The sequence below is a fragment of the Solwaraspora sp. WMMD1047 genome, from assembly GCF_029626155.1.
In the GTDB taxonomy this organism is placed as follows: domain Bacteria; phylum Actinomycetota; class Actinomycetes; order Mycobacteriales; family Micromonosporaceae; genus WMMD1047.
In genome coordinates this window covers 7,240,950-7,266,184 of the sequence record NZ_JARUBL010000001.1, presented here as the reverse complement: position 1 = coordinate 7,266,184, position 25,235 = coordinate 7,240,950, and the positions used below count along the sequence as shown (strand labels likewise).

Annotated in this window: 21 protein-coding genes; 14 read left to right on the top strand and 7 right to left on the bottom strand. The window is 68.9% G+C overall.

All coding sequences use genetic code 11. The features are described from left to right. Window positions 1-261 precede the first annotated feature (261 nt). The 3 genes from O7627_RS33230 to O7627_RS33220 form a co-directional block, all read right to left on the bottom strand. Window positions 262-1,932, bottom strand: a complete 1,671-nt coding sequence (locus O7627_RS33230; protein WP_278097379.1) for a hypothetical protein — start codon at window positions 1,930-1,932, stop codon at window positions 262-264. 71 nt (window positions 1,933-2,003) lie between these two features. Next, window positions 2,004-2,333, bottom strand: coding sequence for a helix-turn-helix transcriptional regulator (locus O7627_RS33225; protein ID WP_278097378.1), 330 nt, complete (start codon window positions 2,331-2,333; stop codon window positions 2,004-2,006). A gap of 4 nt (window positions 2,334-2,337) precedes the next feature. Continuing rightward, window positions 2,338-3,423 carry a tyrosine-type recombinase/integrase gene (locus O7627_RS33220; protein ID WP_278097377.1) on the bottom strand — a complete coding sequence of 362 codons (1,086 nt, stop codon included), beginning with the start codon at window positions 3,421-3,423 and terminating at the stop codon, window positions 2,338-2,340. A gap of 747 nt (window positions 3,424-4,170) precedes the next feature. Here O7627_RS33220 and O7627_RS33215 point away from each other — a divergent pair. The 5 genes from O7627_RS33215 to O7627_RS33195 are packed head-to-tail and all read left to right on the top strand — an operon-like array spanning window position 4,171 to window position 9,500. Beyond that, window positions 4,171-4,677 carry a VUT family protein gene (locus tag O7627_RS33215; RefSeq protein ID WP_278097376.1) on the top strand — a complete coding sequence of 169 codons (507 nt, stop codon included), beginning with the start codon at window positions 4,171-4,173 and terminating at the stop codon, window positions 4,675-4,677. Next, entirely contained in the window at window positions 4,637-5,149 is a 513-nt protein-coding gene (locus O7627_RS33210; RefSeq protein WP_278097375.1) for a hypothetical protein, read from the top strand. Before O7627_RS33215 ends, O7627_RS33210 begins: the two co-directional genes overlap by 41 nt. Before the next feature lie 11 nt (window positions 5,150-5,160). Continuing rightward, entirely contained in the window at window positions 5,161-6,321 is a 1,161-nt protein-coding gene (locus O7627_RS33205) for a tyrosine-type recombinase/integrase (RefSeq protein ID WP_278097374.1), read from the top strand. Further along, on the top strand, window positions 6,318-8,882 hold the full coding sequence (locus O7627_RS33200) for a site-specific integrase (RefSeq protein WP_278097373.1): 2,565 nt from the start codon (window positions 6,318-6,320) through the stop codon (window positions 8,880-8,882). The genes O7627_RS33205 and O7627_RS33200 overlap by 4 nt, the downstream gene beginning before the upstream one ends. 15 nt (window positions 8,883-8,897) lie before the next feature. Beyond that, window positions 8,898-9,500 carry a DUF6262 family protein gene (locus tag O7627_RS33195; protein ID WP_278097372.1) on the top strand — a complete coding sequence of 201 codons (603 nt, stop codon included), beginning with the start codon at window positions 8,898-8,900 and terminating at the stop codon, window positions 9,498-9,500. 125 nt (window positions 9,501-9,625) lie between these two features. Here O7627_RS33195 and O7627_RS33190 read toward each other — a convergent pair whose 3' ends face one another. Then, window positions 9,626-10,153: a DinB family protein gene (locus O7627_RS33190; protein ID WP_278097371.1), complete on the bottom strand. Its 528-nt coding sequence runs from the start codon at window positions 10,151-10,153 to the stop codon at window positions 9,626-9,628. Window positions 10,154-10,450: 297 nt separating this feature from the next. Between O7627_RS33190 and O7627_RS33185 the strand changes: the two genes are divergently transcribed. From O7627_RS33185 to O7627_RS33145, 9 genes are all read left to right on the top strand, one after another. After that, entirely contained in the window at window positions 10,451-10,624 is a 174-nt protein-coding gene (locus O7627_RS33185) for a hypothetical protein (protein WP_278097370.1), read from the top strand. A gap of 593 nt (window positions 10,625-11,217) precedes the next feature. Beyond that, window positions 11,218-11,490: a helix-turn-helix domain-containing protein gene (locus O7627_RS33180; protein WP_278097369.1), complete on the top strand. Its 273-nt coding sequence runs from the start codon at window positions 11,218-11,220 to the stop codon at window positions 11,488-11,490. A gap of 94 nt (window positions 11,491-11,584) precedes the next feature. Continuing rightward, window positions 11,585-13,051: a tyrosine-type recombinase/integrase gene (locus tag O7627_RS33175; protein WP_278097368.1), complete on the top strand. Its 1,467-nt coding sequence runs from the start codon at window positions 11,585-11,587 to the stop codon at window positions 13,049-13,051. A 415-nt stretch (window positions 13,052-13,466) separates the two neighbouring features. Beyond that, on the top strand, window positions 13,467-13,814 hold the full coding sequence (locus O7627_RS33170) for a transposase (protein WP_278097367.1): 348 nt from the start codon (window positions 13,467-13,469) through the stop codon (window positions 13,812-13,814). 51 nt (window positions 13,815-13,865) lie between these two features. After that, window positions 13,866-14,381: a transposase gene (locus tag O7627_RS33165; RefSeq protein ID WP_278097366.1), complete on the top strand. Its 516-nt coding sequence runs from the start codon at window positions 13,866-13,868 to the stop codon at window positions 14,379-14,381. Between the two features lie 364 nt (window positions 14,382-14,745). Further along, window positions 14,746-14,994: a hypothetical protein gene (locus O7627_RS33160; RefSeq protein ID WP_278097365.1), complete on the top strand. Its 249-nt coding sequence runs from the start codon at window positions 14,746-14,748 to the stop codon at window positions 14,992-14,994. A gap of 507 nt (window positions 14,995-15,501) precedes the next feature. After that, on the top strand, window positions 15,502-16,317 hold the full coding sequence (locus O7627_RS33155; protein WP_278097364.1) for a DddA-like double-stranded DNA deaminase toxin: 816 nt from the start codon (window positions 15,502-15,504) through the stop codon (window positions 16,315-16,317). After that, window positions 16,314-16,706, top strand: a complete 393-nt coding sequence (locus O7627_RS33150) for an Imm1 family immunity protein (protein ID WP_278097363.1) — start codon at window positions 16,314-16,316, stop codon at window positions 16,704-16,706. The genes O7627_RS33155 and O7627_RS33150 overlap by 4 nt, the downstream gene beginning before the upstream one ends. A gap of 1,410 nt (window positions 16,707-18,116) precedes the next feature. Further along, window positions 18,117-18,980 (top strand): helix-turn-helix transcriptional regulator, encoded by an 864-nt coding sequence (locus O7627_RS33145; RefSeq protein ID WP_278097362.1) that lies wholly within the window; start codon window positions 18,117-18,119, stop codon window positions 18,978-18,980. Window positions 18,981-20,217: 1,237 nt separating this feature from the next. Here O7627_RS33145 and O7627_RS33140 read toward each other — a convergent pair. The 3 genes from O7627_RS33140 to fxlM form a co-directional block, all read right to left on the bottom strand. Continuing rightward, on the bottom strand, window positions 20,218-21,546 hold the full coding sequence (locus O7627_RS33140) for a hypothetical protein (RefSeq protein ID WP_278097361.1): 1,329 nt from the start codon (window positions 21,544-21,546) through the stop codon (window positions 20,218-20,220). 371 nt (window positions 21,547-21,917) lie between these two features. Then, window positions 21,918-23,021 carry a hypothetical protein gene (locus O7627_RS33135; RefSeq protein ID WP_278097360.1) on the bottom strand — a complete coding sequence of 368 codons (1,104 nt, stop codon included), beginning with the start codon at window positions 23,019-23,021 and terminating at the stop codon, window positions 21,918-21,920. Window positions 23,022-23,142: 121 nt separating this feature from the next. Continuing rightward, window positions 23,143-25,227 carry a methyltransferase, FxLD system gene (fxlM, locus tag O7627_RS33130; protein WP_278097359.1) on the bottom strand — a complete coding sequence of 695 codons (2,085 nt, stop codon included), beginning with the start codon at window positions 25,225-25,227 and terminating at the stop codon, window positions 23,143-23,145. Between the last annotated feature and the right edge of the window lie 8 nt (window positions 25,228-25,235).

Genomic DNA, 25,235 nt, shown 5'->3' with positions numbered 1-25,235 from the left:
CCCACACGGGCGCGTACCGCAAGTGGATGCCACGCTGAGCCGCCTGGGAGTTCCTCGAGGCCGTTGTTGGGCCGAGTCATCTGTATCTGGGGTTTTCGGTGCTCGCCGATCGCGTGCTGACGGCCTTTCGGTCAGCCTGAATATGGCGGTTCCCCGTTCACTGGCCGGTGATCGGCTGCGGGCGTGGTCGACGTGTAGGGGGAGCTCCGCTGCTGTTCACTCTGAGTCACAGGAGTCTGACGGCACGCCGCCCGTGACAGGTTAGGTGAGCGCGGTGAGGTCAGGGTGTTCGACGGTGGCGGCGTAGCGGTTGCCGGCCGCAATGCTCAGGCCGAACAGGTCGGCCAGCCGGCGGACGTCTCCGTTGGTCGCCTGGGCTTCGTCGAGGATGCGGTCTTGACGGATGTCGGTGGCGGACAACCGGGGTCCGGTGGCCTTCCAGATCCAGGTTCGGCTGACGGGAGCGTCGGTGTTGGCGGTCCGGGTGCTCACGAACAGGTAGACGTTGTTGGTGCGTGGCCACCGGCTGCGGCGGTGGTCGAGCCAGGCGGTCAGTGCTTGCTGGACGGGCTCGGCCAGCGGTATCGCCCGGTCGTCGACGTGCAGCACTCGGTCGCGGACGTCGGTGAGCCGCAGCATCTGCACCTGGCTGGTGCGCAGTCCGTGGAAGGCGATGAGCGCGGCGACCGCGGCGTGCGCAGGGTTGTCCGAGGCCAGGGCCTGCCGTAGCGCGGAAAGGTCGACCGGGAGCGGCTGCCGGGTTTCGTGGCGGCCGGTGGTGATCCGGGCGGTCGGGTCGGTGAAGACCATCTTCCGGGCCTTGAGCAGCCGAAAGATCGACTTGAGCCCTTGGCCGACCTGCGACCGCGGGTTTCCTGACGGCGGCAGCGCACGGACCACGTCGTCGCGGGTGATTTCGCGCAGACTGTGGTGCCCCGCTGTCGCCCACCGCAGCAGCGTGGGTAGTGCCCAGCACAGGTGCAGCTGGATGGTGGTCTCGCTGCGTGGCCGTCGCCGCGGCGGGGTGGTGCTTCCGTGCTTCATGACCTCGAACCACAGGTTCAGCTCTGCCGCCATCGTGTCCGGGAGACGGCTGATCTGGGCGGTCGCCCATGCGTCGAGGGCGCGCACGCGGTCATCGACCAGCATGCCGGCGTCGTCGAGGACCCGGGTCACGGCGTCGACGGGAAGTCTGATCGTGCTGAGCAGTGTCACGTCGCTGGCCCGGACCGGATCGTCGCGGTGGTCCCTCAGCCCGATCACGATGCGCAGGCCGATGCATACCTCGCGCCGCAGCCGGTCGGTCCAGCCGAGTCGCGCCGCGATCGCCGCGGCGTGCTCGTCGAGTTCAGCAGCCTGCCGTGGGTCGGCGCGGCGTTGCAGGTCGGCGCGGTCGCGACCGGTCAGGGTTCTCAGCGTGGCGGGCAGCAGGGTGAGCTGCTGCCAGGCGGGCCATACGAGGCTGCCATCGTCGGGCGGCCCGAGCCGATGCTGTAGCGCGTCGCTCGGCGTGCCGGTCGTGTTGCGGTGGAACATGTTCGCCAGGAACAACTGCTGTCCGTACCGGTTAGCCTCCGCGAAGTCCAGGTCTCCGTTGGGCTTGCGGTGCAGCACCGCTTGCCGGTAGCAGAGCCGGCATACCCCGGTCCCCGTAGGCGCGAGGTGCACCACCCGTCCGCAGCAGATGCAGACACCGGTACCCGGGCTGGCATGGCGCCACTGCGTGCAGCCGAAGCACAGCCAGCTCTGGTTGCGCACGGCACCCCACGCGTAGCAGTCCCGGCAGGCATCGACCTCGGGCGGCGCGTAGCGGTGGCAGCGCCGGCACAGACCGGCGGTGAAGTAGCCGGTCTTGGCGCCGCACCGCACACACGGGGGCGGTGTCACCGGGCCGCCGGGCCAGCAGGTGAAGCAGAATTTCACTCCGCGCATGGCCACCGGCTGCTGTCGGCAGACGGTGCAGCGGGTCAGGCGCGCAGCGTGGACGCTGGGCGGCGCCGTCGTCATGCCGGCGGCAGGGATCGGTTACGGCCCAGCCGCGGGACGACCGGGCTGCCGGTCGGCGCGATGTCGGCGTTGGCGGCCCGTTTGAGTTCGTCGCGGCGGGCCTTCACCTGCTGTGGTTGGTGGAGCAGCAGCTCCGCCGGGGTGCAGTCCAGTACGGCGCAGAACACGTCGAGGTCGTCCAGGCGGATCGACGTCGGCGTGGTCGTCCACAGCGCCGACATCTTGCCAGCACTGATCTCCAGCCCGTGCTCGGCCAGCAACCGGCGCATCTCCGTGGACTTCCAGATCCCGCGTTCAGCGGCCTTCAGCCGCAGGTTCCACCGCATCCGCTCACCTCCTCTCGCCGGCGAGCCGAGCGGCGACCCGCTCGTTCGCCTGCGCCCAAGCACCCTCGATGTGTGACTCGTGCACATGGATATACCGGGTCGTAGTTGACAGCCACGAATGGCCCAGGAGTTCCTGGATCGCCTTGAGATCTACGCCGCGGGCGTACAACGACGATGCGCAGAAGTGCCGCAGGCCGTGCGGGGTCAACTGGCTGTCCCACGCCGGCAGCCAGCGCCGCACCGCGTCGGCTAGCCCGGTCCGCAGAGCGTTCGCGCCTGCCCGCAGGCACCTGCCGGTCAACCGGTCGCGGCGCTCGCTGGGCAGCAGCGGCGCGTCTGGGTCGTCCCAGTCGTCGCCGAACTGGTGTCGCACATCGCGCAGCCACCAAGTCAGTAACTCGTCGACCGCGTTGATCCCGGGCACCAGTCGCGTCTTGGGTCCCCGGCCACGGCTGCCCTTGCCGTACCGCACGTGCAGCTTGCCGAGCTCGCCGAGATCCGGCCGCCAGTCTCTGATGTCGAGCATGACCGACTCGCTGATGCGCAGCCCGGCACGGCGCCACAGCGACGCCGCCAGGTAGTCGCGAGCAGCGGGCAGGAACTTGCGCGCCTTGGGCAGCCACTCCCGCCACCGGGCGAACAACTCCTCCACCTCCGGCTGCGACGGCGGCACCCGCGGCACGTCGTGGTATGGCTTCGTCGGCCGGTTGAACTCGTCGATTGGCTGGTCAACGACATGCCCGGTCAGCGCGTGAATGTCGCCCTGGTACCGCATCACCAGGAAGCCGTAGAACTGCCGCAGCGCGATCGACTTGCCGTATCGGGTGCTGGTCGCCTGGTCCTTCTCCGAGCGAAGCCACGCCAGATACCGGTCGGCGTCCGACGCTTCCGCCGTCCATACCGGCCGCTGCAGGAACCGGATGAACTCGAACAGCGTGGCCCGCTGGCTCGCCACCTGCTCATCCCCGACACCGCTGGCCGACATCGCCAACGCGTACTGATCGAGCAGTTCCTGCTCGAAGTCTTCCGCCTCCTGGGCGGTCGCCAGCCCTCGGGGTGAACGGATCGAGCGCACCACCGCCAGCGCCACGCCCGTACCTCGCGTTCATCCCAGGAGCGATCGTCCAAGTATTTCGGTAGATCCTTCGGGATTCCCGACCAAACGTCAACCCCGTGTCGGGCTGCTTGGCACGGGGTCCTACCAGCACCGCAGGTCAAGAACGAACAGAAGGTCCCTCGTGAACTGACGACAAGCCCGGTTGACGGGGAGTCCGGGGCAAGTCTACGAGCGGCCGGGTGGCGCGTCGTCGCCGCCCGGCCACCCGCGCCCGGCTGGAACCGGCCCAGCCGTCCTCGCGCCGACCACGGCACCGCGCACATCGCCCGACTGCGCTGGCAGGCACCGCGATAGCACGGCTCCCGTCCCGGTCCAGGTCCAGGTCACGGCGGGCCGCCGCGGCCTCCCGTGGAGGGCAGGCATCCCCGTCCCACCCGGGCGCCTGCCCTCCTCAGCGGGCCGCTTCCACGGCGGCGTTCGGCGACAGACGACCTTCCAACGCACCTCCGGCGACGCGAAATCGGGCGACCGACCGGCCGACGCGCACGCCACACGGACCCACCGCACCTGCGGCGGGTCTATCCCTTTCCAGGAGACGAGACACCCCTCATGACCTGCCCCACCCCGCCATTGACGCAACCCACCATGCCGACCAACCACCACCCGGCCGGAACCGGCAACGGCACCTCATCCGCCCAACTCCGGTGCGGGCCGGCTCGCCGCGCCCGCCACCGCCGGCCGACCTGGACGGGCCGGCACCGGCACCGCGGCGCGGCGGTGTTGGCGGTCCTCGCGTTCGTCGGCGGCGTCGGCGCCGCGAACTGGCTCACCTCCACCTACGGACTTGTCCCGGTCGGCTTCGGCATGACCGCCACCGCAGGCACCGTCGCCGCCGGGTACACCCTGCTGGTCCGCGACTGGGTCCACGAGGTGGCCGGCCGCCTCGTCGTGCTTGCCTGTATCACCGTTGGCGCGGCGCTGAGCGCCGTCCTGGTCGCACCCGCGCTCGCCCTCGCCTCCGCGGCCGCGTTCGCGGTGTCGGAACTGGCTGACCTGCTGGTGTACCAGCCGCTTCGCCTCCGCGGCCTCCTGCGCGCGGTGCTGGCGTCCAACGCCGTTGGAGCCCTGCTGGACACGATCGTTTTCCTTACCCTGGCCGGCTTCCCGGTCTGGTCGGCGCTGCCCGGTCAGCTGTGGGTCAAAGCCTGGGTCACGCTCATACCTGTCGCCGCCGTGTTGGTCGCCCGTGCGTTACTACGCCACCGCCTCCGGCAAGATCGTCGTTGACGCGATGCGTGCCGGCCGGCTCGGCATGATCGCCACCCCGGCGGCGGGCAACACGGTGCCGGAGGACGTGGACTGGTGCGCCGACAACGGCTGCTTCACTGCGGGCCGCTATCCCGGCGACGACAGGTATCTGGCGTGGCTGGCCCGCCACGCCGCGCACGCGGTGCGGTGCGCGTTCGCCACCGCGCCCGACGTTGTCGGCGACGCCGCCGCCACGCTGGCACGCTCGGTGCCGATGCTGCCCCGTATCCGCGCTGCCGGTTACCCGGCCGCGCTCGTCGCGCAGGACGGTCTCGAACGCCTTCGGGTGCCCTGGGAGCTGACCGACGGGCTGTTCTTGGGCTTTACCTTCCGTGCTCCTGGGTGTGTGCGACGTCGGTGGGTGGCGTTTCTGGGCTCGTGGCGGACTCGTTTACTGCCCATGTTCATCACATGTGACACGTTGAGTTCTTCGACCGGCGGTGTGGCGTGACGCGGCGGCCGGTGATCGGCGACCTGCGGGTGCAGGAGATCGTCCGTGGGAACGGCCGTCGCGCGTACACGATCCTGTCGCCGGATGGTTCGGTTTGCCGGGTGGCCGACGGGTTCCTGCGTACGTGCGAGCCGGGCACGTGCCGTACCTACAGCTACCTTCTCGTCGATCACCTGCGCTGGCTGGCGTTCGAATGCCTCGCTCCGGAGAGCGTGACGGTGCGCGATCTGCAGCGGTACATGGCGGCGCTCGGGGCTGAGTATGCCGGCCCGCACGGGCAGCCGTGGCGGGTGGGCAAGGCCCCGTACGGGCAGAGCGGGTTGGAGGTGATGGCGGCCTGCCTGAAGCGGTTCTACGGCCACCAGGGCGGGCGGGGGATCAATCAGGCGCTCGCGAAGGAGCTGGACAGTTCGCGGCTGCCGACCAAGGCCGACCGGCGCCGCGCGTTCCTCGGTCACGCGCTGCGCTCGATGCCGGCCAACCCGTTGGCACCGACGAAGGCGGTGCGGCGTCGTCACCCGAAGATGCTGCCGGACGGAGCCCTTCAGCGTCTGGCGGAGTCCGGGATCTCCGCCCGCGACCGCATGATCGTCGCGTGGCTGGCTGATGGCGGATTCCGTGTCGGCGAGTTGTGCGGGCTGCACCTGGTCGACCTTCATCTGCGGGACGGCGCTGCCTGTGGTCAGTGTCAGTCGCCGCATGTGCATATCTGCCACCGGGAGGGCAACGCCAACCGCAGCCGGGCCAAGACCAAGCATCCGTGGCGGATTGAGGACGGTGTGGTCTGCGGCGGTGCGGTCCGCCGGGCCAGCCCGGCGATGGTCAGTAGCTACTTCAGCTACATCACCGGCGAGTACCCGCCGGACGCAGGTCACGGCATGCTCCTGGTGCAGCTTCGCGGCCCGAGGCGCGGCCGGCCGTTGGCCATGCAGGCGGTACGCGGGATGCTGCGGCGCGTCGGCGCCAGGCTTGATCTCGGCAGGGTCAGGCCGCACCAGTTCCGCCATTCTTTCGCCACGGGTGTTCTGGACGCGTCGGGCGGCAACGCCGTCTACGCCCGTGACGCCGGCGGCTGGGCCTCCGCCGCGACCGTTGACGGGGTCTACGGCCACGCCGACGTGCACGACCCGGCCTTCGCCGCGGCCCTCGAGCGCTTCTGGGGCGAACGGTGAGCCGCCGCCTCGAGCTGCTTCCGGCCGCGCAGACCGGACGGGTCTTCCGAGACCGGCTGGAGGTACTGACCGCGCTGCTGCAGGCGCCCACGTCCGATCCGCTCTACCACCGCGACGTCATCGACTTCCCACGCGATCACCCCGTCTACGCCTGGGGTTGCGGCGTCACCGGCTGCGAACGGCCACGGCAGTGGATTGCCGGCGCCGGCCTGTGCCAGACCCACTACACCGACTGGCTCGCCGCACGCCGCAACGGGATGAGCCGGGCCGCATTCCTCGACACCGCAACTCCGCTGACCGGCAAGGGCGGCTTCCTCACGCCGTGCCGCATCTGTCCCGGCCGGCCGGCGGCCACCAGGGCGAGCGACCTCTGTCGCCGTCACCGCGACGCCTGGCAACGCTCGCGTGACGACACGACCTTCGAGGAATGGCTGCCCGCGCAGGTTACCTTCGACGGCTACGGAACCTGCGCCGTCGTGGTCTGCCCCGGCCTGGCCGAAGGACCGCTCGGGCTGTGTGCCGGGCACCGCGAGAACTACCACGACCAGGGCCGGCCAGGCGGTGCGTCGCTGCCGGTGAACTGGCTGCACCGCTTCGAGAGCCGCGGACTGCCCGTGGTCGTCGGCTACCAGGATGAGGCGGCCTTTCGGGAGTGGTGCCGGACCACCCGGGCACTGCGGCACCTGGGCGAGATCAGCCTGCTGGGCCTACGACCGCTGACCAAGGCGGAACTCCAATGGGGACTGCACGCCCACGCGCGACGGCGCGAGCACACCCATTGGGCGGTCGGCTGGATCCGTGCACTGGTGCATCTGTGTCGTAGCAACGATGTCAGGTCCCTGGCCGAGGTCGACCTCGCGTCGTGCAGCCACACCGACCGCATGATCGTCCAGGAGATCCTCGACCACCTCCGGCTGGTCTACCACGGGCCTCAGGACACCAAAGCCGCCGGTTTCATCGAAGCCGAGCACTTCGGACGCCGGTTCGACCAGACCAAGAGCCATTTCGACCTCACCGACGTCTCGCTGCGTTGGTTGCGTGATCTGCTCTGGGACCGCATGGCCAGCCTGCTGTTGTCTCCGCAGTGTCCGCGTACCCGCAAGGTGTTCGACGGACTGCACCGCTCCTGCGTCGAGCTGGCCGCCTTCCTCGCCGTTGACGCGCCGGCCGGGGGTCACGATCCCACGCTGCTCGGGGCGGAGCACGCCCACCGGTTCGCCGCCGACTACCGCCACCGCGAACGCGAAGTGCTCCCGGCGCTCGCGGTACGACGCAAGGACGGCCAGCTGTCCACGGTCACCGAGCACACCCGCCGCGACGTGTTCAACTACGCCCGCCGAACGCTCTACGAGGCGCTGGAATCCGGGGAGGCGGCGCGCATCGGCCTCAGCGCTGCGTTCATCACGGCGATCCCGCACGGTGGCGGGTCGCCGCGGATCTCCCGCAACCCGTTCACCGACGAGGTCGCCCAGGCACTCGCCGACGAGACCAACCTCGCACGCCTCGCCGCCGACCACGATCCGCTCGACCGTGGCGTGCGCGACGTGTGGGAGACGATCGTGTTCACCGGCCGGCGGTGCAGCGAGGTACTCAAGCTACGCCTGGACTGCATCGGCCACTACGGCGGCCTGGCCATGCTCTGGCACGACCAGACCAAGGTCGGTAACTACAACGCCGGCATCCGCATCCCCGAGCGGCTCTACCAACGCCTCGACGGACGCCGGCGCACGAGCCTCATCCGCTTCGAGCACCGTCATGCCCGGCAGCCCACCCGCGACGAGCGGGCAAGCATGGCGTTGTTCCCCTCCGGCAAACGCAACCCGGGCGAAGCCCGGTCCATCGCCTACACGACCTTCCACAACCGGTTCAAGGCGTGGGTCGACGGACTCGACCTCGGATCCTGCGTCCCGCACCAGGCACGCCACACCCTCGCGACGAAGCTGCTCAAGCACGGCGCGACGCTGAGCCACATCCGTCAGTACCTCGGCCAGGTGTCCGAACGCATGGCCGAGCACTACACCAAGATCGCGGCCACCGACCTCGACGACATCCTCCACGCCGTCTGGGTAGCCGGCCCCGGAGCCGCCAACCCGGGCGAACTGCTCTCCAGCGCAACCGCCCCACTCGACCGGAACGAGGCCCTCGCGCTCGCGCTGGACCTCAGCCGGCGCAGCACCCCGGCCGACGGTGGCTTCTGCACCTTCCAACCCGTCGTCGACGGCGGCGCCTGCCCATGGAAGCTGGACTGCGAGAACTGCGACAGGTTCGTACTCTCCGGCGCCGACCTGCTCTACTGGCGGCGCAAGCAGGAACAGTGGCGTTCGATCGCCGAACGAGCTCCCGACGACGCCACCGCCGACTACCTCCACCAGGTCTTCGCACCGACCGCCCAGGCCATCCACGGGCTCGAGAAGGCCCTCGCCGGCCTCGGCCTGCTCGACCAGGCACTCGCCCTGGACCTGCGCCGCCCGCAGGACTACTACCACCGCATCTGGAACGTCGGCTTCCGCGCCGCCGACCTCGCCGACATCACCGCCCAACCCCCACCGGACACCTACTGAACCCGAGGACTCACCATGACCAGAACCGTTTCGTCGCAACGGATCGACGCAGCCATCGCCGCCCGCAGACGCACGACTTCGTCGATGCTCGACCGGGTCCGTGCGGTACTGCACGACATGCGCCGCGAGCGCAGCCCTGTCACCGTCAGCGCCGTCCAGCGTCGCGCCAACGTGTCCCGCACCTTCCTCTACCAGAACACCGACGCTCGCAGACTCATCCGCGAGACAGCCACCGAGGCCAACGCCCAACGAAGCCAAACCCAGGCAGCCGCAGCCGCGGCCACCGAGGCCGCATGGCGCGAACGCGCGCTCAACGCCGAGGACGGGCTCAAGACCGCCTACCAAGAGATTCACGACCAACGCGCCCGCATCGGCGAACTCCTCGGACGCATCCGCGACCTCGAACTCGACCTGCCCGAAGACGCCGTCCAACGGCTCGTCACCGAGAACACCACGCTCAAACAACAGATCCGCACGCTCACCGCGGACGCCAAGAACCTCAACGAGCGGCTCGCCGCGGCCCGCGAAAACAACCGCTCACAGGACAAGCAGATCGCCGAGCTTCAAGCGGAACTGCTCGACCAGCCACAGGTGACTCGCCACCTGCGACCGCTTTGAAGGAGACCAACGTGATCAACGGCCTCGACCCAAGCATGTGCGCAGCCACCCCGATACGGACGAACCCGCACTGTCGGCGGCACGACGCCGGTGTCGGCCGGGACACCGCCCACAACGCAGACCGCTCACCCGTCCACGCCGGTCGCGCCGTCGATCTGCTCCCGCAGGATGTCGGCGTGACCGACGTGTCGAGCCGTCTCCTCGATCATGTGGACATAGATCCAACGCAGCGACACCCGCCCCAGACGAGGACTCGGAACCGTGTCCTCGAGAGCGAACCGGGCCGCCGTCCGCCGCGACTGCTCACACGCCCGCTCGTACTCGGCGACCAGCGCCTCGACAGTCTCGTCGTCGGCCAGAACCCAGCTATCCTCGCCGCCGCCGACGTTGCTGCCGATCTCCTCGGTCGAACGCTGCGCCAGGCGTCGCTCGAACCAGCCCCGCTCCACCCCGATCATGTGTTTGACGAGACCGGCCAGGGTGGTCATCGACGGTACGAGCCGGCGCCGAGCGTCCTCGGCGGAGACCCCGGACACCTTGCGGACGAGCACACCGCGATGGAAATCCAGGAATGCCTCCAGCACCTCCCGTTCCGAGCCGGTGCTCACCAATTCGTCCGGAGCCAGCGGCGGATCCGGTTGCGGTGTCGTCATGACCGACACGCTATCCGTCGCGCGTTCGCGGCGTCACGACGCACTGCCGTACTCCGCCGGCTCGACCGCAAGTCGACCGACGAACGACCTCCCGAGCACCCAATCGAGGGAATCCTCGACGGCGCAGACGCCTGCGACACGATCACGTGCCGCACAGGTTCGCGACACAAAACCGCAGGTCAACGCCATATCATTCAAGATCAGGACGGTAAACTGGGCGGCACCACCGAATGGAAGTTGGGTCCGGGCGCCGCCGACCTGGCCGCCGAAGCGCGCGCACGTGGCCTGAGCGTTCACATGGGCCGGGTCAACTCGCTGCGGCGGCTGCGACACGCCGCCGCCATCGGATGCCACTCGGCCGACGGCACCTGCCTCATCTACGCACCTCGTCAGAACCTGCCGCGACTGCTGTCCTGGCTCGACGAAGTTAACCGGCCCGGCGGCACCGGGCCGCCCACGGGCGGGCACTGACCCTCGCGGGCCAACGCTGCGGCAGCGCGCCGGGCCGAATCCCTTGCTGGTGCGTGGACCGCAGGGTTGCTCCGACCTCAGGTTCCCGGGGAAGGTCCGCCCGGTGCCGTGACCATGTCCCCGACCGGCGCTTCACCGAACGTCAGGCCCTGAATGCGAACAGAGGCCGTCGCCTTGGACCGTCGAGCGGATCCGGGCACGCAACCGGATAACCGATATCCACCGCGGCGGCAACTACGGCTGTCTCGCCGGTGTGTACGACCTCGTCACCGCGACCAGTTCCCGGCCGCCGTGCCCGCGCTTCGGCAGCGGCTACCGCGAACCGGTCGCGGTGATCCGCCACGCCCTGAATCTGACCACCGCCGACGGACAACCGTCCGACCCGCTCATGCGGCCGGGTTACGCGTCGTCGACTCCGGCCGCCGGCCTGGCCGGTCGCGTCCGAGCCGCCAGCCACGTCGACCACGGCACCGCTGGAATCGCGCGGAGGCGGTGGGAGCTATCTGGCTGATCGTCACACCAGCAGTTTCCACTCATTTCGAGGGCCCGCCACCACGGTGGTCGGGCCCTTCCTCACCTCAAGGACGAATCCCATGGACAGCACAGCCGGCGCTCCCGCAGGAGGGACACCGACGCGTTCCCAGGTGTGGACCGTCGAGCGCATCCGCGCGCTTGGGGCGGTCACCGATGTCGCCACCGTCGGCGAGATCTTCGGCATGTCCCGCAGCAGTGCCTACGAGCTGGCCCGCACGAACCGGCTTCCGGTGCCGGTGCTGCGGGTCGGATCCCGCTACCGGGTCTCCGTCGCCGCGGTCCTGGCCGCCCTCGGCGTCCCGACTGACTACCCGCCGCCGCCGGCGACTTGACCACGTCGCCGGACCGAGCGGTGATCACACCAATGGACACCCGACAATCCGATGCTCTCCCACACAGCGGGCATCGGCGAGGAGAAGACTCGTCATGGCAGACGGATCCATCACCAAACGCTGTGGCTGCCGGAACAACGGCAAGCGCCTCGGCGCCACGTGCCCCAAGCTCCGTCGTGGCAACGGGTGGAACCCGCACCACGGCAGCTGGCGCTACCAACTCGAACTCCCACTGGATGCAGCCCACGGTCGGCGGCAGCTGCGCCGCACCGGCTTCGACACCCGGGAGGATGCGGTAGACGAGCGCGACCGCGCCCGTGCGCTACTCGACCTCGCCGGACGCGACGAGCTCCGGCGGCGGCAGATCGCCGACCTGCTGCAGGCGGTCAAGCCCAACCAGCCGCTGCCCGACCGCGACCATGTGGCCCGCCGTATCCGCGCCGACGTGCCCGCCGACAACGGGCTCACCCTCGGCGACTACCTCGCCGAATGGATCAAGGGCCGGACCAGGCTGGCGCCCGCGACCCGGCGCAGCTACCAGGACCACATCACCAAGTACTGGACCCCGCAGTTGGGCCAGGTGGCGCTGCAGGAACTCACCGCCGCCCACATCGAGTCGGTCTTCGCGGCGATCGACTCCCGCAACGACGAGGTCCGCGCCGCCAAGGCCAGCCCCGTGAAGGAGATCCGTGACTCCGTCAAAGGGATCCGGATGGTCGGCGAGGCGAGTCAGCAGCGGATCCTCGCGACGCTGCGGAAGGCGCTCAACGACGCCCGCCGCCTCTATCACCACAAGCTGGTGGACCACAATCCGGCCGAGTCGGTCGAGTTGGCGTCCGGCAAGCCTCCGAAGCCCCGACTGTGGACAGACGCGGCGGTCAACCGGTGGCGCCGCACCGGACAGCGGCCCAGCCCCGTCATGGTCTGGACACCGGCACAGGTGGGTGAGTTCCTTGACTTCGCCGAAGCCGAGGATCCCGGACTGTATCCCCTGTTCGACCTGGCCATCCACCGCGGTCCCCGCAGGGGGGAGTTGTGTGGCCTGCACGACTACGACGTCGACCTGGAAGCAGCCGCGATCACCATCACCGGCCAGCGCACCAGCGTCGGCTACCAGGTGATCGAAAAGGACGTGAAGTCGGCGGCCGGGGACCGGGTCGTCGACCTCAGCGACGAAACCGTGACGAGCCTGCGCAGGTACCTGTCCCGCCGGGCCGGGTGGAAGGTCATCGCGGGGGACGCCTGGGTCGACAGCGACATCTTCTTCGTCCGCCAGCGCGACGGCCAACCGTGGCATCCCGAGACGGTCACCGGCCGGTTCGACCGGCTCGTCGCGCGCAGCGGCTTGCCACCGGTACGGTTCCACGACCTCAGGCACGTTGCGGCGACCCTGATGCTCGCGGCCGGCGCCAGCATCAAGGAGATCCAGGACACCCTCGGCCACTCCTCCTACAAGATGACCGCCGACATCTACACCTCGGTCCTAGCGGAGTTGAAGAAGACCACCGCCGAGGCGACGATCAAGCTCATCCCGCGCCGGAACCGTCCGACGCCGGCGTAGCGCCCCGTCGACCCACCTCGCCGGCCGAGGACACCGTAGGCCGGGCGGTGGCGTCGGTCCGACCGGTGATGTACGGTCTACCGTCGATCAGCGCTTTCTCCACCTTTGTGGGGGTGTGACCATCCCGGAAGCGCGTCGGGCTCAATGGCGCCTGCTGGTCGGTTCTCTGGTTCCCGCCGCAGCGGGGTTTCACGCGCATCACGTTGGTGTGCGCCGCCGCCGGACCCCGGTGGAGGCGCCGACGGTTGCTGTCGATAGAAGCTGTCGTGCCGTTCCGACCAGGGTTGACGTGTCAGACGGTGCGTCGCCGGCTTGCCACACCCCGACCGGCCGACGACGGCGACGAACTCGCCGTCCCGGCGGCCGGGGCGGGGCGTCAGACGTCGCGGCGCGGATCTGACCGGGGAAGAGGGCGATGATGGGGGACAAGCCGCCACGGTTCATCTGCGGCATCGACTGGTCGGAGGGCCTCAACGACGTCGCGGTTGTCGACCGGTCGGCGGTGGTGGTCGCCCGCGCGCGGGTGCCGACCTCACCGCAGGGGATGAGGGACCTGTTCGCGCTGCTCAACGGGCTGCGTGCCAGCCACACCCACGGCCGGCGGCAGGTGCCGGTCGGGATCGAAACCACCCAGGGTCTACTCGTCCACGCGCTGCGAGCCAAAGGACAGCCGGTATTTCACGTTCCGCCGAGCGCGGTCGCCGGATACCGGCGCCGGATCTCACCCGCACGCAAACATCCGACAGGTCCGACGCGGAGCTGATCGCCCTGTACCTGCGCGACGGGTGGGGCACCCGCGGCCGTCGAGCAGGCGATGGCCGTCGACATCCGCGCGACCCTCGCCCTGTTCGACCACGCCTGCCGGACCAGCGACGAACTCATCGCCCACCTGACCGAGGCGTTCCTCCCCCCCCCCCCCACGGCCGGCACCTACCTATCGTTCCCCGGCTGCGGCGCGTTGACCGGTGCCCGGCTGCTCGCCGAGATCGGCGACGACCCCAACCGGTTCGCCACAGCCCGAGGCCTCCGCGCCTACGCCGGCCTGGCGCCGTTGACCTGGCAGAGCGGCACCAGCCGGCAGGTCACCCACCGGCGGGTCTGCAACCGCCGCCTCAAGACCGCCTGCCACCGGTGGGCATTCTCCGCGCTGACCCGATCACCCGGCTCCCGGCGCCTGTACGACCGGCGCCGCGCCGCCGGCGACAGCTACGCCAGCGCGCTGCGCCACGTCGCGGCCCGCCTACTCAGCGGCCTGCACCACTGCCTGACCACCGGCGACGTGTACGACGAACGTGCCGCCTTCCCGAACAACGACCCGGCGCCGAGATGAGGCGGCTGGAGGCCGGCCGGAAACACCTGAGTCAATCCCGAGCCACCGGCGGTGAGCTCCGACGTGGGAACGGTGCCCGGCCGGCCCCCAGCCACCCTCACCATCGCGACGATCCGCACTGTTGCGCGGCGAACCAGGACGCGGAGCTGACCTGGTCATCGAGCCTGTCGCACCCGTTCACGGACGGCACATCGGCCCGCCCCGCCGCTTCGCCCGCGTACCAGACCCGCCCACCGGCCCCGCTGAACCAGTCGGGTGACCCGCTGCCTCCCACCCCGGGAACGGGGTAGAAACCGCGCAGGTACCTGCGGCCGGCCAGCGCCGGTGATCGCGCGACGGCCGCGCGTTGGGCCATCATGGACCGATGGCGGTGATACGCGCGTGGCTGCGAGGCGGCCCAGCCGACGGACGAGTTGACACCATCGAGTGCGCCGCCGACGGCAGCGTGCCCCCCACTGTCGTGCTCCCACAGACAGGCCTCTACCTCGCATCCAGCGACGAGCCGGCACCTGCCGTCAACCACATCTACGCGCTGTCCGACGACGACGGCGACGACGGCGACGACTTCTGGGACGTGGTGTACCGGTACCAGCCACACCCCGGAACCCGGTAACGCCGACCAGGGAATACGCGATCCTTCCACTCGAGCCGACGACGACCCACCACCTGCCGGCGGCCACGGGAAGTGCCAGCCCGATCGGTAGCCGACAGGCCCGCCGTCGGCGTCACCACGGTCAGCAGCCACCTCACCGTCTGCCGGTAGGGGGTAACCGGTGACGACCGTCGTCACGCGAACCTGACCGGCGCGACGCACACGGCGCGACGATCTTCGAAGCTGGCCTGACCGGCGCCATCCTCGACGAGGCGAGCCTGGACAACGCTGTCATCGACGAACGGGTCCCTGCGCCTTCGTGAACCGGACCGGTGCCGGGCGGGCCCCGGGTCGGGAAGCTGCCAGACATGACGTGCCAGGTCCGAACCGGTGTCGGTCAGGAGCGCGGTCGGCCGGCCACGTCCTGACCTGCCTCGACTGGGCTCCTGCCTGTGGATAACGTGGCCGTTGTCCACAGGAGGCTGATTCCGTTAGCGGGCTCCGCGGGTCTGGCCGCACCCTGACTGGGTGGCCGACAATGAGACGACAGCAGGGGCGGATCCGACAACGACGCGTGCGGCAGGGGCTGAACTGCCCGTGGAACCGATGGTGCGCATTGGTGTGCGGCTACGCGCCGCCGTGGCCGACGTCCGAGCCGCCGCCGCCACAGCGAACCAGGTAGCGCGTCGACTGACCGAGACCGCCGCCCGATTGCAGGAACATCTACGCGGCGCGGCGGGCCCGTCTGTCGATCACCTCAGCACCGCGCTCCGGGTCGCGACGGCCAGAGCGCGGCAGGGGGCGGCGTCCGCCCGGGCCGGCGCGGACGCGGTCGAGGCCTACATGACCAGCATCGGTGTGCCCCTGAAAGCCCAGAGCCCGCCACCGAAACCTGGTGGCGTGGCCGGAACCCCCACCTTCCCGGCTGGCGTGGCCGCGGCCGCGGCGATCCTGCGGTCGTTGCTGCCGCGCGGCAGCAAGGTCGCGGGCATGCTGTTGAGCCCGGACGGCCGCACCCGAAGTAAGCCGATCTGGAGCGGTGGGGACGGACCCGGCGCCGGCGCGCCCGGCCTACGCCGCGACTCCGCGCTGCGCTGGCACCAGATGGCCGCCGCCACGCAGCACGTCGAGGGCCACGCCGCGGCGATTCTGCGCCGACCCGCCGCTCCCGCCGAGGCGATCCTCGTCGTGTCCGCACCCCCTTGCGGCGGCCCGAAAGGCTGCCACCGGCGCCTGGCCGAGATGCTGCCCGTCGGCACCACGCTGCGGGTGTACGTTGCCGGTGACGGCGACACCCCCACCTGGTGGGCCGACTACCACGGCAATGGGAGAGGAACGACATGAGCGGCGCCTGGCGGCTGTACTGGGGAGCCGACAACACCGCCCAGGCGACCAGTACCGACGACATCGACGCGGTCCTTGACCGGATCGCGGCCGCCGGGGCGTACATCGTCGACGTCACCGCGGCCGGGGACGACGACGCCGGTGTCCAGATCGGCGTCGGGCACCCCGACCGGGCGACCGTGCTCATCTTCGACGACGACGGCGGCTACGCCTACCAACCCGAACTGCCCGCCTGGCCGGAACCGATCGACTTCGACTACGGTGGCCAATCCACCAGCTACCCGCCGTCGCGCACCAGGATCACACCCGCGAACGCCCGTCACACCATCCGCACCTACCTGACCACGGGAAACGCACCGACCCCGATCCACCTCGACCAGGAGACCTGAGTGTCTCAGGTGCGGTCCCGGTCAACGCCGCGATGCCGGTGCCATCCGGACTGACCAGGATATGGACTGGGACCTGTGAGTGCTCCGAGCGGGCGGAGCTGTTCCCAGTGGCGTCGATGGTGACCCCACCGCCAGGAGGCGCGCGACCGGACAGGTCGTGCTCGGGTCACCAGCCAGGCGGCAAGGATGGGCGACCTGCTCGCGACAGCTGGACGGCCTGAGCGGCGGAGGACTGCGACTGGGTGTTCTGTCGCAAGGTGAACAGCCCTTCTCGCGTATTACCGCGCCGTGGATGCGGCGGGTTGGATCTTGGCGCCGGGTGCCTCGTGGATCCGGTGGGATCGCGCCGATGGGAATCGGACCACCGGTACGTGTCGAGCCGACTACAAGCCGTAGATGTTGCGTGGGGTGTGTTGGCGGTGATTTCGGTCCGGGACCCAGGCATTCTGTAAGGACGTCCTGTAGGTGCAGGAGGGAGTGAGTGAACGTGTGCGGGAAGTTGGGCGACGTCGGTGCCGGCTTGACGCCGATCTCACCCGCCCTGCTGCCGGATCGATCATGGGCCGTGCACCTGTCGCGGCGGCGCGACGCGGTCGTGACGACAACGCTGGCACGGCATCGGGCCGAGCCTTCGTCGTCGGCGTGGTGGGTGAAGGTCTAGCGGCGGTGGCCGCCGGCCACATCCGTCGGACCCCCGGGTCCACTCGCGTGCCGATGCGCTGGGCAGCACCGGCGATGCCGGACCGCGTCGAAGGCAACGGTCAACGGTCCCGAGGGGCCGTCGGCTCGCCTGGCCTCCGGGCCAGGCCGATGGTGATGACAGTCCCTACATGACCTGAAGGCCGCCGGCCTGTACTCCCCGCAGGAAGGCTTGCCATGACCGGGCAGCGAACACGAGAGATGGGCCTCTGCCGGATGAGTCGGTTCCCTCGGTATCCGATACCTCGACGTAGCCGTCGTGGTTCGCGACCCATATGCAGGTCTCCTGTGTGCATCGGGAGCTACGACGACGCCAGCGTGCTGGGGCATTGGCTGTGGCTCTCAACCCGTACTCCTTCGATTACCGACCGCATCGAGGTGGCGCCAGCGGATCGACCGAACAAATCGTGTGATTCACCTCGGGGCAGCGAGGTTGATAAATGGAATCTCGGCCGGCCCGAGGTCACGTCAGACGTGAGGCGCAACTTTCACGATGTGTCTTCAGTATCGTCGCTCTATGTGTCGAGCGTAGCAAGAGTCGTGCATTGCGGCAGGTCTCCGTTGGGCAGCCTGCCTAAACGGGCGGCGCCGCGGGTCTGCTAACTTGCTAACAGCATGTGTCTATCGGCGTGTGGACTTATGCGGGGGGCGGTTGGCTCTTTTCGTTTTGCTATGTGCCGGTTATGAGAGGGTTGAGAGGGTGTGGGCGTCATGACGGATGAGCTGGGAGTGACGGCCGCGCGCAGACGTCTCCGCATGACCCTGAAGGCGATCAGGGAACAGAAGCGCTACCCGCTTGAACAGGTTCGTTCGGGCATGGAGTGGTCCATCTCCAAGATTATCCGAATAGAGAGCGGTGCGGTCAGTATCAGCGTGAACGACCTGAAAGTGCTGCTCGACTTCTATGACGTCCGTGATTCGGAGCGGATACATGAGCTGTTGGAGTTGGCGCGGCTGTCGCGCCGACGGCACTGGGCAAGCGAGTACCGAGAGATCTGCTCCCACTCCTACATGGACTTCCTCGGTTACGAGGACGACGCCTGGCGGATCAGCCACTTTCATCCGTTGTTCGTACCCGGCCTCCTGCAGACCGAGGAGTATGCCCGCGCTATCATCCGCGCAACAGCCACGCGAGATATGACTGAGGCGGAGATCGAATCCCGTGTGCGATTGCGCATGGCGCGTCAACAACGGGCATTCGCCGCCGATCGAGATGCCACCATCCGCGTCGCCATCGACGAATCCGCGTTGAGCAGGCCAATCGGGGGCCAGGAAATATTGCGACATCAGATCAGCCTTATCCGTAACAGAGTACTGGACGAGCAGGTTGAACTCGTTATCGTTCCCGGAAGTCTGGGGGGGCACCTCGGGCTGGGCGGGCCTTTCTCCCTGCTCGAGTTCAACTCGGAGCCCGACCCTGACATCGTCTTTCTCGACAATGCCCCGGCCGATCTCGCGTTGGTGGAAGAAACACAGGAGGTCGTCTCCTACAAAGCTGCGTTTGACTTCCTCGCTCGGGAAGGCGACACCCAGGGCCGCGTACTGGCCCGACTCGACGACCTGCGCCTGCCCTAGTCCTCCCGTGCCCGTCGCCTCCCGGTCACGTGAGGTCGGCGGCCCCTGCGCCCGGACCCGTCGCCTGGTGTAGCGCATTGCACGAACACGACGATCGTCCGCCGGGAATCCATGAGCATGGGCGTCACCGATCCCGCGAGGGTGACAGTGAGCAGCGCCATCATGATGATGGGCGCGACACCGATCTCGGCCACGCCGCGCAGCGTGACGGCCACCGCGACTGCCGCCGCGACCTGTGCCGCTACGGCGAAGAATAGGGCGCCCATCCGCGAGTCCGGCCCTTGAACCTCCCGCCAGGCCTGACCACGATCCCCAACCGACGGTGGGGATGTGTCACCTCCAAGCCATGGTGATCGCCGGTATGCCTGCCCAGGCGCTCCATCTCGGCGCATCTGTCTGTGGGTCCTTCCTGGTACGGACTCGTCATCGAGTCAGTCGCCCCCAGTCTGAACCAGACACAGGCAATTGGCAAGAGGCTGACTGCAACAATCAATCAGCCATGCGCAGGTTTTGATCAATGCCCAATCGCGAACCGACCATGTAGACCCCAAGCCCACTCCCGGGACGGCCGCTGGCGCTATGCGGAAACCGGAGAGCCGCTCACGATTGGACCGGTCGAACGACCGCCCGGGTGTCTCGGTCACGCCCGTACGCCCACGATCGATCGCCCACGAAGGGTCATCAGCTACCAGCCTCCGAACCGAATTCGACGCCACCGACCCGCTGCCGGTTCCCGTATCGCCGTACCTAGCTCCCGTAGACGATCGGGGTGGCACGCGGTGAACGACCGTCATTAACCGACTGACGTCTAGGCGATGACCGCAGGCGTTCTCCCGCCCGCCGCCGCCGCGATCCGTGGGCCGGCCAGATCCACCGGGATGACCCTGGTCAACCATGCCATCGGGTGGTTGTTCGACCAATTCCGCGTTCGCGGACCCCATATGCAGCCCCGGCCACCCCGGCGGCAGGGGCAAATGCCGCAGTCGGCGTCGTGACCGTTCATTCTCGTTTATCGATAGTTCGGTGAGTTGTGGCGTGGAGTCCAGACACGCTCGGCGTGTCCTGCCAGGCCAGGGCGAGCTGGATACCGGGGCGCCCGTGGCGGGGAGCCGCTGCCTGCGCGCTGGCGGCAGAGGTGTGCGTTCCGCGTGCTGGCACCGTAGCCACTCAATCCCATATCTGACCGGTCCGACGGGACCGTAACCCCTCTAGTGTCCGCGCGCTCCGACCGGTCTTATCAATGAGGCTGCTCCTTCACCGTTCCAGCGCGCGGTGACGGCGTTGGCCGTTCGCGAACAACATCTTGCGCCTGGGGTGGCCGGAAGACGAAGAGGTCACCCACAACGAGCTCTATGCCGGGGTCCGGTCGCCCGTCCCAGGGCGGCAGGAACGCGCCGTGCAGCACGACCTCGCGCTGGCCGTCGGAGAGCCGCGCTGCGGTCATCCCGTAGGAAGCAGGTTCTTCGAGATCCTTGCCCGGCACTGGTATGGACCGGGCCGCGGTGGTGAGGCGTACGCTGACCGGCTCAAGCGGCCCGTGCTCGACGCTGATGGCAGCGCGCGCAGCGTAGTGAAGCTTTGGCAGCCGCATCCGGCGGGGCCATCGAGTCTGCAACGCCCGTCCGAGGGACGTGTACGCGGTGCTCGGATCCAGCCGCATTCGACTCCCCGGAGCGTTGTGCCACAGCTCGAACTGATCCCAGCACACGGTGATCCCGGCGATGCGCGCCGGCTCCCGGTCGGTCGGCACCACCAGCCAACGGCGGTGGATGGACACTCCGAGGCCGATCTCACCGGCGTCCCTTGCAGCCGTCGACGTGGGTCCGTGATATCCACGTGCCGCTCGGCGGGCAGGTGCGGGATCGAGTGCCTGCAGCGCTGATGCATCGGGCCGGCCGAACCAGCCCGCCACGCTGTCCGCCTCCGTCAACATGGCGACCGCGAGATCGAGGGCCTCCCCGTTTGCCCGCACAGTCTGCTCATACGCCCTCGCGAACTCAGCTCGCCGTTCCCTAGCCTTCGCCGCGTCCGCGTTCGACTTGAACTGCTGCTGCTCAGTCGGCGGTGCCCATCCCAACCGTCGCTCGGTCTGCTCGTGGCTGTTGCGCACGGCGCGGGTCGCCTGCAACGCCCCCTCGAACGCGTTCCACCGCAGCTGGTCGTAAGCGGTCGTGGCGCGTGGTGCATCGGCGAGTACTAACGCGCAGACCAGGATGTACCGCTCGGCGAGGGCGACCTGCAGCGGGGATCGAGCGGAAGTGGCGGCGTTGACGAACAGATCACGGGCCCGCCGGAGGTCTGCCTCAGCGTCGGATGCACCGTTGGCGACGTCAATGAGGATCCTGACACCCTTGCGAAGCGAGTGCTGATGCTCCTGCTCCAGCAGCGCCTCAAGGAGCTGCTCGATGGCGGCAAGGCGCAGATGGAGCCGCTGCTCGTCCTCGGCCAGTTGACTGCGCAGCTCGGTGAAGAGCTCGCTCAAGGGTGGCTCACCGCGCAACCAGGCGAACACACTGTCGACCTTGATCAGGCCAACGAGCGATATGATCAACGTCAGCGGATCCATGCCGCCCACTGTAAGAGCCAAGCGCAAAGTGCGGGAACGACCACGCTGAGTTACGGGAGTTCGCCCAGGCTTTAGTGACTTGACCCTCGTCCGGCCGGTATTCCCGGCCCAAACGATGGCCAGCCGCAGGCCCCCGCATGTCGAAGGCGGCGTGTCAACGGCTCATCAGTTCCGGGGCCTGACCGGGTTTGATGAGCCTCCTCCAAGGGAGCACACAGCCCCCACTGAGCTGGGCCCAGGTGATCGCAGCCGAACCGCCTGCCCGGGAGAACGGGCCAACCACCGCGTTGCCCGGTCGGCACCTCCGGTACTCGTGCATAACCGGGGCGGACCATCCGATCCAGCCAAAGGGTTCGCCGGCACTCGAATGCTCATGAGAGACCTGCGGTTCCACGGCTACCAATCACGGTTCCGGCCAAGTCGAGCGCCGACGAGAGTATGTGGTGGGCCGGGTCCGGCAATTCATGGAGGTCGAGGCCACTCGCTTCGATGAGTTGCCTTAGCGTCTCGCGGTGTTTCGGACCGACGGCTGGGTGGTTGCAGAGTTCGCGGGCTGGGTTGGCGTCCTGGCCATGGAGCACGTCCGTGACCAGCCGATCGATCAGGCTAGCTGCGATGTTTGCAGGAAGGTCGGTGGTGAGGTCGAGGGCGGTGAGGACGAGGCGGGTGCGGAACACCGTGAGTCCGGGTGCCGGTGGTACGCCCGGTACCTGATTGATCAGAGCGGAGTGATCACCTTGGCGTGGATCGCCGGCCACGGCGGCGGACCAGAGGTGGAGAAGGTCGCGTACCGGTTTCTCCCACTGATCTTTGATCCTGCTTCGGTGGAGAATGGCTGCGGCCGCAGGGCCGTCGCCCTGCATGAGGTGGGCTACGACCGCGACTTGTCGTCCGTCGAGCAGGTTGGGGCCGATCCCGTCGTAGCGGTGGACGTGCGCTACGGCGTCGGCCCAGTGGCCGGTGAGGGTGAGTGCGCGGGTTCCGTCGGTGAGCAGGACGCTGCGTAGCCAGCTGACGAGCTGGTCCCGTTCGCTCGGATCAGCGGGTAGGTGTCGGGCGTGGAGTTCAAGACCGTCGAGGTTGACATCGGTGGCGTTGATGGTCGCCTCGTAGAGGTCGGTGAGCAGTGCATGTGCGCTGTCTCCGTCGCCGGCCCGGATGCGCAGGCGAGCCAGGTTGACGACTGGTTCGAGGGCGAACCGGGCGGTATGGGCGTTGAGCGGGGCCTGGTCGAGGTAGAGGTTCGCGTGGCGGTGGCACCAGGCGCGGGCGAGGTACGCGTCTGCGCAGTCGGACGCGACGAGAGCGGCTCCGTTGAACACCATGGATGCCTTCGCCGGGTCGTGTTCGCGGTGGGCGGTCTCTGCGAGCACGGCGAGCCGGTTTACGCGTGTGTCGAGTGGTTTGGCTGGTGGTCGTTTTCGGGCGACGAGGGGGAACCGGGCCGCGATGGTGGAGGTGATAGGCAGGGTCATGGTGTCCTCCTCTGCTGCGGGAGGCCGCGCGTCGGGCGACGAGGAAGGATTGGTGGTCACGTGGCTCGTCGCGTCCGCCCCGCCCGTACCGGGGGCGGGGCGTCGTCCCGGCGTCGTGCGGTTAGAAGGAGATGGTGAGGATCGTGTCGGGTCGGCTAATGTCGCCGGGCTCGGCGGGTCGGGTTCCTGCGCGGTGGGCGGTGACGGTGGGTTGGTTGGGGCGGCCGGCGTCGTTCCATTGGCCGAGCAGGTGGGTCAGTTCGGTGGCGAGCTTGTCGGCGTCTGGTCCGTGGGCGATGGCGCCGAGTTCGTGGTTGCCGTCGCCGGTGGGTTGGAAGGCGGGGTAGGCGATGGTGCCGCCGTGGTAGATGGCGGCTCCGGCCCATCGGTAGGCGGGGGTGACCAGGCCGCTGGTGCGGGCAATCTCGCCGACGCCGAGGCGGCCGAACGGCTTGTCGGTATGGGTGAGCAGCCACAGGTCGAGGTGGCCGATGGAGTCGTCGTCGCCGACCTGGATACCCGTCCACCGTTCGTGCCGAGGGTGGCTGAGGGCGCGGGCGAGGGCGGGGCGGTCGGGTTGGTCGGCGGTGTCGAGTTTGAGGACCACGTCGGTGTCGAGGCGGACGTGCTGGTCGGCGTGCTCGGCGGTGCCGCGCATGGGAACGAACCCGCAGACCAGCGGTGTGGTGGTGCTGACCAGCTCAGTGGGGGTGGCGCGGTGAAAGGCGAAGCATCGGGTCAGGCCGCTCTCGTGCACGCGCAGGGGTATGACGATGCGGCCGTGGTCGGCCAGCTGGTCCCACCAGGCTGCGAGAATGTCCCAGGCTCCGGCAGTGACGATGACCCGGTCATAGGGAGCGTCATCCGGGTGGCCGAGGGCACCGTCGCCACAGATCACCGTGACGCTGTGGTAGCCGGCGCGGGCGAGGCCGGCGCGGGCGCCGTCGGCGAGGTCCTGGTCGAGTTCGATGGTGACGACCTGGCCGCCGGGTTTGGTCAGCTCGGCGAGCAGCGCGGCGTTGATGCCGGTGGCCGCGCCGATCTCCAGGACGCGGTGTCCGGGGCGGGGGTCGAGCTGTTCGAGCATGTCGGCCACGAGGCTGGGGCTTGACGCCGACGACAACGCGGCACCGTTGGGGTCGCGTTTGGTGACGATCTGGCGGCGGGTGTAGACGGTTTCCAGGTCGACGTCGGGGAGGAACTGCTCGCGGGGCACCGTCCGGAACGCCTGCTCGACGGCGGTGGAGCGGATGTGGCCGCGTTGTTTGAGGGTGGTGACGAGTCGCTCGCGGAGCTCGGCGGCGCTGGAGGTTTCAGGTGTGGTCGGGGAGGTTTTCACCGCATTTACCTTACTGTCGGTCGTTCCAATGAGTTGATTTCTGATGTGGATGTCGAGCGGGTGGTGGAAGGTGACGTGGACGGCTGCTGCCGCGAGTAGCCAGGCGTCGGCGGCGCGGATGCCGAGCCGGTTGAACAGGAACAGGATGTGGTGGGTGAGCACGCCGCGCAGGTCACGGGTCAGAGCCCCGTGGCGGTCGAGGAAGCCGAGTTCGGCGCCGGCCCGCTGGTGAGCTTTCGACCACCGCGGGTTGGTGCTCAAGGGGCTGTCCGGCGTGTCGTCGGTGGCGGTGAGCAGGCGCTGTACGGCGGCGATCAGCGGAGGGCCTGGTGTGGGCGCGTTCGGCTGGTGTCGGCGGGCGGCGAGGTGTCGCCAGACGTCGCCCTGTTCGGAGAACTCCAGCCCGGCGGCGCGCATGAGCCGGGTGGCCAGCAGGACGCCGAGTTCGCGTCGGTGGCCGCCGCCGGCGGCGAGATGGTCGAGGATATGGCGGCTGTCGGTGTGAAAGAGGGTGTGGGCGATTGTCATGGCCTGGTCGCCGCCGAAGGCGTACGCCTCTGGCCGGTAGAGGGGCTCGGCGACAGTATGGATGCGGTCGTCATCGGTGAGGTCGGCGAGTAGGGCGTACACGGTGGCGAGGTGGTCACCGGGCAGCAGCCGCAGCCGCCACGTCTCACTCTTGCGGATGAACCAGAACGCGCTGATGATGCCGGTGTCCTCGGCGGCGGCGAGCGCGGGGGCGAGCCGGGTCGCGGCGTACCTCTCGGCGGCCTGCCAGTCGGCGAAGGTCAGGTTGATTTGGCGCCACCGGCTGCCCGGCATCGCATCGGGTGCCGGCTCGGTGTCATGTTCGGGATCGAGGTCCATGACGCTCT

What these genes read in the sequence shown, in the direction of transcription:
- O7627_RS33230 (WP_278097379.1), bottom strand. Translation starts at nt 1,932, where the DNA reads ATGCGCGGAGTGAAATTCTGCTTCACCTGCTGGCCCGGCGGCCCGGTG.
- O7627_RS33225 (WP_278097378.1), bottom strand. Translation starts at nt 2,333, where the DNA reads ATGCGGTGGAACCTGCGGCTGAAGGCCGCTGAACGCGGGATCTGGAAG.
- O7627_RS33195 (WP_278097372.1), top strand. Translation starts at nt 8,898, where the DNA reads ATGACCAGAACCGTTTCGTCGCAACGGATCGACGCAGCCATCGCCGCC.
- O7627_RS33190 (WP_278097371.1), bottom strand. Translation starts at nt 10,153, where the DNA reads ATGACGACACCGCAACCGGATCCGCCGCTGGCTCCGGACGAATTGGTG.
- O7627_RS33185 (WP_278097370.1), top strand. Translation starts at nt 10,451, where the DNA reads ATGGGCCGGGTCAACTCGCTGCGGCGGCTGCGACACGCCGCCGCCATC.
- O7627_RS33180 (WP_278097369.1), top strand. Translation starts at nt 11,218, where the DNA reads ATGGACAGCACAGCCGGCGCTCCCGCAGGAGGGACACCGACGCGTTCC.
- O7627_RS33175 (WP_278097368.1), top strand. Translation starts at nt 11,585, where the DNA reads ATGGCAGACGGATCCATCACCAAACGCTGTGGCTGCCGGAACAACGGC.
- O7627_RS33170 (WP_278097367.1), top strand. Translation starts at nt 13,467, where the DNA reads ATGATGGGGGACAAGCCGCCACGGTTCATCTGCGGCATCGACTGGTCG.
- O7627_RS33165 (WP_278097366.1), top strand. Translation starts at nt 13,866, where the DNA reads ATGGCCGTCGACATCCGCGCGACCCTCGCCCTGTTCGACCACGCCTGC.
- O7627_RS33160 (WP_278097365.1), top strand. Translation starts at nt 14,746, where the DNA reads ATGGCGGTGATACGCGCGTGGCTGCGAGGCGGCCCAGCCGACGGACGA.
- O7627_RS33150 (WP_278097363.1), top strand. Translation starts at nt 16,314, where the DNA reads ATGAGCGGCGCCTGGCGGCTGTACTGGGGAGCCGACAACACCGCCCAG.
- O7627_RS33145 (WP_278097362.1), top strand. Translation starts at nt 18,117, where the DNA reads ATGACGGATGAGCTGGGAGTGACGGCCGCGCGCAGACGTCTCCGCATG.
- O7627_RS33140 (WP_278097361.1), bottom strand. Translation starts at nt 21,546, where the DNA reads ATGGATCCGCTGACGTTGATCATATCGCTCGTTGGCCTGATCAAGGTC.
- O7627_RS33135 (WP_278097360.1), bottom strand. Translation starts at nt 23,021, where the DNA reads ATGACCCTGCCTATCACCTCCACCATCGCGGCCCGGTTCCCCCTCGTC.
- fxlM (WP_278097359.1), bottom strand. Translation starts at nt 25,227, where the DNA reads ATGGACCTCGATCCCGAACATGACACCGAGCCGGCACCCGATGCGATG.